This window comes from Moorella naiadis (nom. illeg.) (genome assembly GCF_051020825.1).
Lineage (GTDB): Bacteria > Bacillota > DSM-521 > Neomoorellales > Neomoorellaceae > Neomoorella > Neomoorella naiadis.
The window spans coordinates 1-12,231 of record NZ_JAXGFQ010000001.1; the positions used below are offsets into that span (position 1 = coordinate 1).

Sequence of the window (12,231 nt, forward strand, 5' to 3'; positions counted from 1 at the left end):
ATTTAATAAATAAAATACCCCCCCCCCCCCCCCCCGAGGGATTAATTGGTTAATATGGTTATTTTTTACCTTTGTTTTAATCGACATTGGTTGATCCTCCAAACCAGGAATTACTAATATAGATAAACTTCGACATACATTGACGGATTCCTCCTTCAAGTTATTGTTCCTCCAATGAATATTAAAAGATAAAACTGCAGATTTTTCCGCTTCTAGATTTAGCTTTTAATCTGTACAATTTGACCGGCACTCTCGCAAACAGGCAAACCATTGCTAATATCTACTTCTACCCGTACGCTTTGCCTTTCCAGGCCCACGAGGACGACGGAATTGCCAATGGCTGGCATGCGGTTCCAGGTAAATGTCTTGTTGTTATCGTGGATTCGCGGTATAGTTATAGCTGAGGAGGATGGTAATAATCCATGGGGGTGATGGTAAAATGGAATCCCTGGATTTTATGGCTATGTGCCGGCAAGTATAGTCGAGTATCAGATACTGGCCGGTCAGCGACAGGCGGGAAACCGGACCAACGGGAAAGGCTGAAACCGTTTCTCATCAAGCTGCCTGAAGTAGGCCAGCGTTTGACAAACGAGGTTGCAGAAAAGAGTTGTAACATGATACTACGGGGCCCGGCAGGCCTGGATTGACGGGAGCAAGATATGAGCCATTTAATGGGTTGGTTGTGCCACTATACACCGGTGGAAATTTTAACGGCCCTGGGGTATACCCCTTACCGGCTGCTAGGTCGCGAGGGCAATAACCCGCTTGCCACTACATACCTGGTAGGTAACCTCTGCCCCTATGTCCAGAGTTGCCTTGAGGCAGCCATCAGGCAGGAGTTGCCGCCCCTGGATGGTGTTGTAATCGCCCGCTCCTGCAACGCTATGATTCACCTGGCTAATATCTGGCCCCATTATGGTGCAGGGGGCAAGACCATAGTCCTCGATGTACCCCGCCGGCTAAATGAAGACGCGATTTTTTATTTCAGCCAGAATCTACGCCAGTTGACAGTCGAGGCCGCTCTCGCCGGGCAGCATCAATTAGATGAAAAACGTTTATGGGCGGCCATTACCTGGTGGGAAGAACAAAGGACGACCTGGCGCCGGCTTTTAACCCGCCGGGCTGCGGGAGAAGAACCGCCCGCAGGAAAAGCAATCATGGATGGGCTATCCAGGTGGCAAACTTCCCTTAGTCTCCAGGAGGTAGATAAGCTGGAGGATGTAATTACCCGGCCTGCCCACCATCTCCGGGGGAAGGCCACCTCGCAGCCGCGCCTGCTGCTGGTCGGTAGTATCCTGCCGTGGGAATTGATTACCATAGTGGAAGAGTACGGGGGTTTATCTGTTTTCGAGGATAGCTGCAATGGACGGCGGCTTTTACTGGACCCAACCATCACCGCCATAGGGGAAGGTGACCCGTACCTCTACCTGGCCAGGCTTTACCTGGAAAGCCCCCCCTGTCCCCGGATGGTAAGCGACCGCGAAAAGCGCCGCCGGTACTGGGCCGCTATTGTAGACCAGTTTCCCATCCAGGGTATTATTTACCATGTCATGAAGTTCTGCGATGCCGCTTTGTACGACTTTCTCGACCTGAAGGTTTTTTGTGAAAAAAGAGAGCTACCCCTCCTCCGTCTGGACGGGGATTTCAGCGGCGGTAATCGCGGCCAGTGGCAGACGCGGCTGGAAGCCTTTTTAGAAATGCTAGAGGTGCGGTAATGGATATCTACCAGCTCTTACGCTCCCACCTGGGAAACGCCCTCCGCCGGCGTGCCTTTAAATCTCCCTGGACATATCGAATATTAAGGCAGGCCGTAGCGGCCCAAAAGAAGCATTATCCCTGGCAGGCGGCCCACCGGTTGCTGCTCAATACCATCGACCAGACAGCAGCCGCCTTTCTCCAAAAGGGGCCGGTGGTCTGGCACAACGTTTTCTTCCCCGCCGAGATCCTCTATGGCCTGGGAGCAATTCCCTTCGCCCCCGAAGCAGCCGCTGTAGTTGCTACCGGTTTGGGGATAGGAGGGGAAGCTTTACGGCGGGCTGAAAGTGACTGGGTCAGCAGCGAGGCCTGCTCCTTTCACCGCCTGGCCCACGGTTGCGACCGGGAAGGTTACTTCCCGCCACCGGGGGCGGTGGTCTGCAGCTCCCACCTGTGTGATACGGCCCCTCAATCCTTAGCAACGGTGGCAGCCTACCACGAGGTACCCTTTTACCTTTTAGACGTGCCCCACCGGCAGGATGCCGCAGCCCTGAACTACGTGGCCCGCCAGCTTAAGTCCATAACCTTTTCCCTGGTAGAATCCCTCAGCCTGGAGTGGGACGGGGAACGTTTTCAGGAGGCCATAGTTAATTCTAACGCGGCCCGGGAACGCCTGCTGGCCGTCAACCGCCTGCGCCAGCAGCGCCCGGCCTGCATCCGGGGGGAAGAAGCCCACAGTTTCATTTACCCCATGCTGGCGGGGTTTGGCGCGGCAACTTCGGTGGAGGTCTACGGCCAACTGGCGGCCGAACTGGGCCGGCGTTACCGGGAACAGCGCCGGGCCGTACCGGAAGAAAAGGCCCGTTTATTATGGCTGCACTTGCGGCCCTATTACCCCAACACCATTTTTCACCTGCTCGAACAGGAAGCCGGGGCGGTAGTTGTCTTTGAAGAAATGAGTCATGTTTATTGGCAACCCCTGGACCCGGAAAGGCCCTTTTATAGCCTGGCCCGTAAGGTTTTAAGCCACCATGGCCTGGGTCCCATGTCCAGGAGGATAGAGGCCATCCTGGATATGATCGACGCCTACCAGGCTGGCGGGGTTATCCATTTCGCCCACTGGGGTTGCCGCCAGAGCACCGCCGGTTTACGCTTGTTACAGGATGCCCTGCGCGAAAGGGAAATACCCTTTCTCAACCTGGAGGGCGATTGTGTCGATCAAAGCAAGTATGCCCCCGGCGCTACCAGAACACGCCTGGAGGGGTTTCTGGAAACACTATTATAAATATAAAAGAATACGGGAGGCTATGCCCTTGAGCTTGACTGCGGGAGTAGATGTCGGCTCCCTGACGACCAAAGCTGTTGTAGTCCGGGACGGCCGGGTGGCAGGAGCCGTCGTTCTGAAGAGTGGTGTAAACAGCGCCGAGATTGCAGCAAAGGCTTTACAGGCAGCCCTGGAACAGGCCGGAGCCGGATTAGAGTCCCTGGACGGCATTGTCGCCACGGGCTACGGCCGTATCCGGGTCCCCTTCGCCCGGAGACGGGTCACCGAAATCACCTGTCATGCCCGGGGAATTTACTACCTCTGGCCGGAAGTACGCACGGTCATCGATATTGGCGGCCAGGATAGCAAGGTCATCCTCCTGGATGCCGGGGGCAAGGTACGGGATTTTGTCATGAACGAGAAGTGTGCCGCCGGTACCGGCCGTTTCCTGGAAATCATGGCTGGTGCTCTGGAAGTCCCACTGGAAGAAATGGGGACCCTCTCCCAGCAGGCAGGCCAGGGCGCTAATATTACCAGCATGTGCACCGTCTTTGCCGAATCCGAAGTGGTTTCCCTGGTGGCCGAAGGCCGGCCGGTGGCCGAAATAATCAGGGGCCTGCATAATGCCATCGCCCAGCGGGTAGTGGCCATGGCCCAGCGGTTGGGCTGGGAAGAGCCGGTGGCCATGACCGGCGGGGTGGCCAAAAACTCAGGAGTAGTAAAAAGCCTGGAAGAAAACCTGGACACCAGCATCCGCGTACCCCCGGATCCGCAAATAATCGGTGCCCTGGGAGCGGCCCTGCTGGCGCTCCGGTAGGAAAGCCAGGAAAAGGCCCGCCTTAACGACGGGCCTTTTGGCTACTACTTTTTATCCTCTGTCTTGGCAGTTGGTTGGCTGTCAACTTTCAGGCTTTCATTTACTTCGTTGGTAATCTTATTTGTTTCGGCTTTGAACTCCCGGATAGTTTTGCCCAAGCTGCGACCAATCTCCGGCAGTTTCCCTGGTCCAAAGACTAGTAATGCAATAGCTAAGATCAAGGCAATATCGGCAGGGCTAAAAATCTCACCTGCCACCAACCAATGGGAGAAAGGTAACATGGCTATCACCTCTTAGCTCAAGTATAGAATTTAAAACCTCTGGCGTCAATACCATTATAAAGTCATATCCAGCCAATTAGGGCCAAACCTTATAACCTTTGCCAGGCAACCTCGTAGGTTACCCCTCATAGATTATCGTGGAAAGATGCTCTGGGGGGTAGACGATATGCACTTTTTAACAACCTTCTTTTTAGCCTTATCTGCCAACCTTGACAACCTGGGGGTAGCCCTCGCTTATGGCACGCGGGGAATGAAGCTACCCTTCCTGTCCAACATGGTTATTGCGTTGATAACCAGCTCGGGGACTCTGGCAACAATGTTTTTGGGCCAATATATCGCCGGTTATCTCTTAACAGTAAAAATGGCCAATTACCTCGGCGCTACTATTATCCTGGCGGCAGGTTTCTGGGTGCTATTCCAATCCTGCCGTGAAACCTACCCTCCCACCAGCCACAGGGAGATAACAGCCCGCTCTTCGCCATCAGCAGAGGAAACCTCCTGCCTACTTACCATCCATCTCTGTTCTTTGGGTATTTTGATCCAGATCCTCCGCGATCCGGTACAGGTGGATCGCGATTGCTCCGGGATAATTGACGGCAAAGAAGCAGCAGTCCTGGGGCTGGCCTTAGCTTTAAACAACCTGGCCACCGGCTTCGGCGCCGGCGTTTCCGGTTTAAACCCGGCCCTAACCACAGCCATGGTTTTCTTGTTCAGCCTTTTTTCCTGTGGAGCCGGCATAACTATCGGCCGGCGCTATACCTCCCGCTGGCTGGGCGCTAAAACCGGCATCGCTGCCGGCCTATTGTTAATCCTCATTGGGGTTTATGAGTTATTTATTTGAGCTACGGTAAAATAAAATACTACCCTCTATTTCTTGCTAATTTGTCCGAACATATATTATGTAGGAAGGAACGATTAAATACCCGGGCAGCAAAGACGTCAGGACCCCTTGTTGACCCAGGAAAATTCTTATCTTTTTTTAGTCCTTTGCCCTTTATTTCTGCTGGACTATAACTGCAAGAAAGTTATAGAAGGCCAGGAAAGGGGATGGTCGAATTGAGATTTTAATCTAGCTTACGTAGAATCTTGCGCCACGACGATTGGGAAAGGAGTACAGGTATAATGAAAAAAAAGTTTCTCCCTATATTATTGGTGATATCCCTGGTCCTCTTACCCCTGGCAGCCTATGCCGACGCGACAAATTCCGGTAGTATGGCGGGAAATATGCCGGGCGATAGTCAAAGCGTAACCGACAATGTTTATGGTGAGCAAAGCGTTAGCGGGGATGTTTATGGCCCGCCGGCTTTACAGGATAAGATCGAAAAATTAAAGCAAGAACTGGACAATGCCCTGAGTAAGAACCAAATGGTGCGGGCCCTCCGGATTTTAGAACAGCTAAAATTACTAAATAACCAGGGAAAAATTGATACCCGTTTGGAAACCTTGAAACAGGAGCTAATGAATGATGTTCAGAATGATGATTATGATGGAGCCTTGCAAGTAGTAAAAGAAATTTTACGCATCGAACATCCCCAGTGGGCCTTTAAGTATCTGGCCCAACTTTACCACATGGCAGGTAAAAGTGGTCGGATACATATCTTTACCAACGGGAATGAGCTACAGTCAGATGTTCAACCGATAATTAAAAATGGCCGAACCTTGGTGCCCTTAAGGGCGGTAGCCAACGCCCTGGGCATCGGTAACCAGGCAATAGCCTGGAATCAAGAAGATAACACGGTAACAATAAACAATAACAATACCGTGATTAATCTTCCGGTTAATAGCCCGCAGGTTACAGTAAATGGCCAGGCCCAAAATATAGACGTGCCGGCACAAATGTATAATAATAGAGTCATGGTGCCCCTGCGGTTTATAAGCCAGGTGTTCAAAAAGCCTGTCAACTGGTATCCGGAGGGACAGCTGGTTACTGTTGGGGAGTAGGAACTTGAATTAATTGCCGCCTTCCGGCGGCTTTTTTTAAATGAAGGAAGAACTGATGAGCAATACCAACAGTGTTCTTCTCTATAACTACCGGGGAAGACCAGGTGCCGGGAGCCGCCGGTGGCCAAAAGGCCTGTAGGCTAGAATGACGCAGTCAATACCGGCATGATCACTTAAGCAAATGGATGGCTGCCGGCGGCAGGACGGCTTGAATGGCTGCGCCAGGGACTATCCCCCTACCTTCAATTCCTGTCTTTACCGCAAAAACCGTCAGGGGAACCTTTCCCTGCAACTTTAACTTATAAAAGAGACCCCAGGGAATGATGCCGGCAACCGTCAGGGGCAGGATATTAGGCGGCGGCAAATTGCCCCAGTAACCGGCACCGGCCGCACTTTCTCCCCCACTTTCTACCAACAGAATATCTTCGGGGCGGATGCCCAGGCAGACCTTTTCGCCGGCCTTCACCTCATAATTCCCTCGGACTACCAGGACCCCCAGGGGTTCAACTTCTACCCCCACGGTCGTAGAGCCGTCCTCTTCCTGGTGTACCTGTAATACGTTACCGGGGAAAAGGTTTTCCATGCCTACAAACCTGGCTACAAAGGGCGTCGCTGGACGCTTAAACACCTCTTCCCTGCAACCGCATTGTACCAGGCGACCTTCCTGGAGAATACCGATAATATCCCCCAGTACCAGGGCTTCCGCCTGATCATGGGTAACATAGATCGCCGTCAGGGACCATTGGTGCAGGAGTTGCCCCAGTTCCTCCCGCAATTCCTCCCTGGCCCGGGCGTCCAGGGCGGACATGGGTTCGTCAAAGAGAAGTAATTCCGGGCTGCTCATCAAGGCCCGGGCCAGGGCCACCCGCTGTTTCTCCCCACCGCTCAAATTTGCCGGGTAACGATCGGCGAGATGGGCAATATTCAACAGATCCATAATTTGCTCGGGGTCCAGGTGGGTCTGATCCTCATTTTTATGCTGGAAACGTAATGGTGAAAGGACGTTTTGCTGTACGGTCCAATGGGGGAATAAGGCGTAATCCTGGAACATAAAACCTACACGCCGTTTTTCGGCCGGCAGCAAGGTAATATCTCGCCCCCCGAGGTAAATGCGTCCCTCAGCGGGATGATAAAAGCCGGCGATGGTTTCCAGTAGCACTGATTTCCCGGCACCGCTGGGCCCCAGTATAACCATAACCTTCCCCCGCGGTAATTGCAGGGAAAGGTTATGCAGGCTAAACTCACGGAGTTGCAGGTGGAGATTGGCGATTTCAAAAAAGTTCACTGGTTCCTCCCCTTCCGGGCCGCCCGCCCGTAAGCCAGGTAACGAAAAAATATAAAGGTAGTAAGGGTTACGGACAGTAGTAGGACTGCTGCCGCTGAAGATTGTTGCAGACCCCCGCTCAGGAAAAGCTCATAAATCTTCACCGGCGCCGTCTCCGGGTAATACGCCAGTACGATAACAGCGCCAAATTCGGCTATGGCCCGGGCATAAGTAAGGACTACGCCGCTGAGGATACCCCGCAAGGCCAGGGGTAGAGAGATTTGCCAGAAAACCTGGGCTGGGGAGGCCCCCAGCGTCCTGGCGGCCTTCTCCAGGCGTAAATCTACGCTGGCAAAACCCTCCCGGGCCGAGTTGACCATATAGGGGATACTAACAAACAGCATGCCGACGAGGATCCCCAAGGCCGTACCCCAGAAACTGATACCCAGCTGGCCTGCGATCTTGCCGATGGGACCGTTCCGGCCAAAAACAAACAAAAGAGCTATACCGGCTACCGTATGGGGAACGGCCAGGGGTAAATCGACTATAGCTTCTATTAAAGCCCGGCCGCGAAACTGGCTCCTGGCCAGCAAATAAGCAAGGGGGGTACCAAAAACCGCAGCAATAACCGCACTTGCCATGGCGACTTCCAGGCTCAGGGTGATGGCTCCCTGCACATCCGGCATGGCAGCTACGGTGGCCAGCATTGCAGGCGATTGCTGGCCGAACATCCGCCCCAAGGGTAACAGAATAAAGGCCAGCATCATACCCCCCAGCAGCCAGAAGATCAGAAATAACCAATGCCCTCTCAGACCTTGACCCTCCCCCATGCTGCCCACCTACTGCCGGGGCCAGGGACTCACCAGCTGTTGCAATTCCGCCGGTACTTGCGCCACGTCATTAGCATAAGGCTTGTCCAATAAACCGAAACCATTCTTCTTCATTATGCCTTGCCCTTCCGGCCCCAGCAAAAAGGCTACATATTTCCTGGCCCATTCAGCGTTGGGAGCGTTATCCGGTATAGTTACAGCGTAGACTATCGGTTTGCCGGTGATATCGCCATTTTTAGTTTTTACCTTTACCTGCTGGTAGGTATCAGCATATTGGGGAGCGCTTAAATCAATTTGTGCCGGTAAATCCAGGTATTTAAGGTCGTGCTGCCGCGCATCGGATTTATAAATCGCCAGGTAATCGATCTGACCGGCTGCCAACGCGCTTAATAGCTCGGTTTCCGTATCGCGGATATTGGCAGCCGACGCATTAGCCAGGATCTTCTCTGCCAGGCCCGGGGCCTGATAGTATTTTTCCGCCAGATTGAGCATCTGTAAGGTCTGGTAACCGGAAGGATCTGTATCCGGATTGGAACGGCCGATCTGGACGCCCTTTTCCGCCAGTACCTGGTACCAGTTATTGTTGTTAATCTGATCCTGGCCTTTACTCTTGTTTGTGTAAACAAAGGTTATGGCATTACTGGCAAAACCGACATACCAGGCGGTATACTTCTGCTGCCCATTTTCGCCAAACATATATTTGGGAATAACGCTGTAATCGGCAACGGCTACAATATCGGCCGGCTGTTTCATTTCCGTTACCTGCTTCACCATTTTGACGCTGCCGCCAAATTGGGGCTGGACGGTTATGTTCGGGTATTTTTGCTGGAAGGCCTCGTCAAGCTGTTTGAAGGGAACTGCCAGGGTCCCAGCGCCGTAAAGATGCAGGGTAATTTTCCCGCTTGTCTTCTGGTCGCCTGTTGATTGGCTACCTGGTTGGCTTGCCTTGCCCCCACACCCAGTTAATAAGATGCCTGTTAAAGCCAGGATTAAAATCATAGTCACAAAACGACGCATGTAATTCTCCACTCCCTTGTACGCTTTATGTTCATTTAAGCATAACGATACTAAAAAAATAAGCTCGCCTTCCCCCAGGGCGCTATCAGGATATTGCTATCAGGCTACCCTTCTACCTCCACCTCTCCTGTTTGGATGCTGTATGGAGTTGTGACACTTGCTATTGGCTTCCTACTATCTTAATTAAGTATTTTATTACAAACATCCGCTGCCGGCAAGTAAAGTTCTGGAATTATTTTAACAGATAATTCTCTACCCGACCCTGCTGGTGGTCTGGGAGCACAAACTACAAAAGTTAATCTTTAAAATTCATCACCAGGACTTCGTTAATTGCACCGCGTTTATCAGCGACGGAGTTAATGGCCCTTTTAGCCTGAATTATTTCTATACGGTAATCCCGGTAAAGTTCCTTAATAAAAGCCGTCGCTGAGTTTGATAAAAGGAATTTTATCCCCCGGTCGTTCAGTTGTTCGCACGTTTTTTTCAGTCTTAGCTGCTCTTCCCGGCCAAAGCCTCCCCGGCTATAACCGGTAAAAATGGCCGTAGCGGAAACCGGGTCATAGGGAGGATCAAGATAAACAAAGTCTCCTTCCTGCGCTCCCTTTAAAACCTCCTCAAAATCCCTACAAGTAAATGTAATCTGGGCCCGGTTGAAATACTCGCTTACGGCTCTTAGGGTGTACTCGTTCACGATATTCGGGTGCTTATACTTACCAAAGGGAGCATTGAATTCCCCGGCCCTGTTAACCCGGAATAAACCATTATAGCAGGTCTTGTTCAAGTAAATCATTCTTGAAGCCCGCTGGATGGGTGTCAGCCGGTTGTATCTCTCCTTATCCCGATCCAGATTCCGGGTGGCGTAAAAATAGGCCTCTTCGTTCCTGTGTTTCCTAAGGTCGATAATCAATTCCTCTACATTGTCCCTGATAACTTCGTAAACGTTGATTAACTCACTATTGATGTCGTTGACCACAGCCTTTTCCGGCTGCAGGGCAAACAAAACGGCGCCGCCGCCCAGGAAGGGTTCATAATAGGTGGTAAAGGTCTGCGGCACGTATTTTAGTATCCAGTAGACTATTTGCCTCTTGCCACCCGCCCATTTTAGCACCGGGGCCACTAGATTGTTCTTCACCATCGTTACTATTTACATTCCTTTACCCCTTAACTGGTTTGCAGGGTTAATTTACATAACTAGCCAGAAAAACATCCTTATGCCTTTACTGCCTGATGGTACCCCAGGAACAGTCATAGGCCTTGCCTTAGCTGTTCATTTATTTCCTGGTTTGTCCCCTGTCTAAAGCATAAATATAGGCTAAAACTGCGGCCACCACCTGGTAGAGTTCAGCCGGAATGCTGGCGCCGATATCCAGGCGGGCCAGCATCTCCGTCAGGCCGGCATCTTGGTGGATGGGGACACCGGCTGCCGTGGCTGTAGCGATGATTTTGGCGGCTATCTCTCCCTTGCCGGAGGCTACCACCCGGGGTACTTGATCCTGGTCGTCATTATAACGCAGGGCGACCGCCTTTTTAACCGCGTCCTTATGGGGCACGATGTCCCACCCTCCTTTGCTATGCGCAGGCACGATATACGCCTATACTTTTTTATCCAGCAAGCCCGGCACGATAGTAATTTCCCCCGGGGCAACCGGCAGCGGTAAAAGCTGCCCGGGAACAGCCCCGGTCCGCCATTGATAGCTATGTAAACGGTAGCCCAGGCCAGTAAAAACCTCCTGCAAATCCGGCCAGAAGGCAGCAATTAACTCGCCCACCCACTCCTCTTCCACCTGTCCTTGCACCCTGACCTCCCCCTGCCCAGCCCTGATGTCCAGCAATAAGGAGCCCAGGTTTTCCGTATGTAACAGGATAGTCATATTAAAGTTCCGGCTATCAACCTGATTCGCTCCCTGGCCCTCTTTCCGGATTACCAGCTGTCCCCAGGTAGTTACTTCCCCTTCCTGCTGGATGGGTAAAGTAAAGTAAAGGCAAGCCTGCAGCCCGTTGTCCTTGCCGCTGGTTTGGAATACTTGTTGCCCGGCCAGTTGCCCGGCAATCTTTTCGCCGGTATGCAGGAGATCCCTGGCTGCAGTCTCCTGGCCGTTTTCCCGGACGGCCTCCTTGACTGCCTGGAGCAGGGAATCTAGTTTTGTGGTTAACTCATTTAGGGACCAAGACCGGGTATACCGGGTTGGTCCCTGCTGGAGCTCTTTTCCCGCCGCGCTTTCGGGTAAAGGAGGCAAGGACAGGACGCCGCCATTATGAGTAGGAGAGAAATCTCCGTCATCCCTTCCAGGTAACTGGTAAAATAGCAGGTTATGTAATTGCCCTGCTAATCTTTCCCTACCGGCCCCGGGTTGCAGGATCAGGGAGGCCACCATGGCCTTTAGCTGCTGGAAGAGGGTCCGGGCCGCACCGCCCTTCTCGCCTTCCAGCCCATCCAGTACCGCGGCCAGGGAGGAAAGAAAGCGGGCCAGGCTGGTTATGCCCTCCTGTCCTTTTTCCTGCTCCTGGAGCATAAAGGCGCGCAGGTAATTGATAGATTCGGCTTGCGGCGGGACCCCCAGCTTCAGGGCCTGCAGGGCTACCTCTATCTCTCCCTCAATAGCACGAAGACCATGGTCATTAGCGGCCGTCGCGCCTTCCGGCAGGCTCGCTTCTATCTTTGCTTGACCCCCTTCGTGAGGGAGGCTTAAAACCTGCTCTACCTGTCGCAGTAACTCCGGTTGCAAAGGCAGCCGGTAAGCCAGGAATTTTGCCACCAGGGAACGGTAAAGGGGCGTATCCTGGAGCCCCAGCCGGGTAAGGAGGGTCTTCAGGTCGTCAGTTAACACTGGACCGCCGGCAGCGAGTAGTTTTACCAGCCACTGGCTCCCCTGCCGCTCCTGAACCTGGAGGCTGACGGCCTGGCCGGGCACCAGACTCAGAGAGGACCGAGCTAGGATCTCCCGGCCCTGGATCTCCAGGAAAAAGGCATCCTGCGCCACCTGGCTGCTTACCCGCCCCTGCAGGATCTCGCCCACTTCCCAGGTCAATCCCCGGCTGTCCCCGGCTAAACCGGCCGCAACTGATTGACCTTTACCGATCCCCTTGGGTAGACCACTTAGGATTATATTCATCGGCGTCCA

General features: G+C 52.8%; 12 protein-coding genes. 5 read left to right on the forward strand and 7 right to left on the reverse strand.

The annotated features are described in order from the left end of the window. The first annotated feature begins 659 nt into the window (after window positions 1-659). From SDD30_RS00005 to SDD30_RS00015, 3 genes are read left to right on the forward strand one after another with little or no spacing between them, the layout of a single operon-like run. Window positions 660-1,715 (forward strand): 2-hydroxyacyl-CoA dehydratase subunit D, encoded by a 1,056-nt coding sequence (locus SDD30_RS00005; protein WP_434072873.1) that lies wholly within the window; start codon window positions 660-662, stop codon window positions 1,713-1,715. Further along, window positions 1,715-2,980 (forward strand): 2-hydroxyacyl-CoA dehydratase subunit D, encoded by a 1,266-nt coding sequence (locus tag SDD30_RS00010; RefSeq protein WP_434072874.1) that lies wholly within the window; start codon window positions 1,715-1,717, stop codon window positions 2,978-2,980. Before SDD30_RS00005 ends, SDD30_RS00010 begins: the two co-directional genes overlap by 1 nt. Window positions 2,981-3,008: 28 nt before the next feature. Further along, complete coding sequence (locus SDD30_RS00015; RefSeq protein ID WP_434072875.1) at window positions 3,009-3,776, forward strand: acyl-CoA dehydratase activase; 768 nt, start codon at window positions 3,009-3,011, stop codon at window positions 3,774-3,776. A gap of 44 nt (window positions 3,777-3,820) precedes the next feature. Here SDD30_RS00015 and SDD30_RS00020 read toward each other — a convergent pair whose 3' ends face one another. Beyond that, window positions 3,821-4,057 carry a Sec-independent protein translocase subunit TatA/TatB gene (locus SDD30_RS00020; protein WP_434072876.1) on the reverse strand — a complete coding sequence of 79 codons (237 nt, stop codon included), beginning with the start codon at window positions 4,055-4,057 and terminating at the stop codon, window positions 3,821-3,823. Between the two features lie 166 nt (window positions 4,058-4,223). Here SDD30_RS00020 and ytaF point away from each other — a divergent pair, with 166 nt between their 5' ends. Further along, complete coding sequence (ytaF, locus tag SDD30_RS00025) at window positions 4,224-4,898, forward strand: sporulation membrane protein YtaF (protein WP_434072877.1); 675 nt, start codon at window positions 4,224-4,226, stop codon at window positions 4,896-4,898. A 281-nt stretch (window positions 4,899-5,179) separates the two neighbouring features. Continuing rightward, entirely contained in the window at window positions 5,180-5,998 is an 819-nt protein-coding gene (locus SDD30_RS00030; protein ID WP_434072878.1) for a copper amine oxidase N-terminal domain-containing protein, read from the forward strand. A 169-nt stretch (window positions 5,999-6,167) separates the two neighbouring features. On the opposite strand, the gene SDD30_RS00035 is transcribed toward SDD30_RS00030, so the two are convergent. From SDD30_RS00035 to SDD30_RS00060, 6 genes are all read right to left on the reverse strand, one after another. Continuing rightward, on the reverse strand, window positions 6,168-7,283 hold the full coding sequence (locus SDD30_RS00035; protein ID WP_434072879.1) for an ABC transporter ATP-binding protein: 1,116 nt from the start codon (window positions 7,281-7,283) through the stop codon (window positions 6,168-6,170). Continuing rightward, window positions 7,280-8,029 carry an ABC transporter permease gene (locus SDD30_RS00040; protein WP_434072880.1) on the reverse strand — a complete coding sequence of 250 codons (750 nt, stop codon included), beginning with the start codon at window positions 8,027-8,029 and terminating at the stop codon, window positions 7,280-7,282. The genes SDD30_RS00035 and SDD30_RS00040 overlap by 4 nt, the downstream gene beginning before the upstream one ends. 72 nt (window positions 8,030-8,101) lie before the next feature. Beyond that, window positions 8,102-9,109: an extracellular solute-binding protein gene (locus SDD30_RS00045; protein ID WP_434072881.1), complete on the reverse strand. Its 1,008-nt coding sequence runs from the start codon at window positions 9,107-9,109 to the stop codon at window positions 8,102-8,104. Window positions 9,110-9,404: 295 nt separating this feature from the next. Next, window positions 9,405-10,244 (reverse strand): DNA adenine methylase, encoded by an 840-nt coding sequence (locus tag SDD30_RS00050; protein WP_434072882.1) that lies wholly within the window; start codon window positions 10,242-10,244, stop codon window positions 9,405-9,407. Window positions 10,245-10,380: 136 nt separating this feature from the next. Then, window positions 10,381-10,659, reverse strand: coding sequence for an EscU/YscU/HrcU family type III secretion system export apparatus switch protein (locus SDD30_RS00055; protein WP_434072883.1), 279 nt, complete (start codon window positions 10,657-10,659; stop codon window positions 10,381-10,383). Window positions 10,660-10,701: 42 nt separating this feature from the next. Then, on the reverse strand, window positions 10,702-12,222 hold the full coding sequence (locus tag SDD30_RS00060) for a hypothetical protein (protein WP_434072884.1): 1,521 nt from the start codon (window positions 12,220-12,222) through the stop codon (window positions 10,702-10,704). Between the last annotated feature and the right edge of the window lie 9 nt (window positions 12,223-12,231).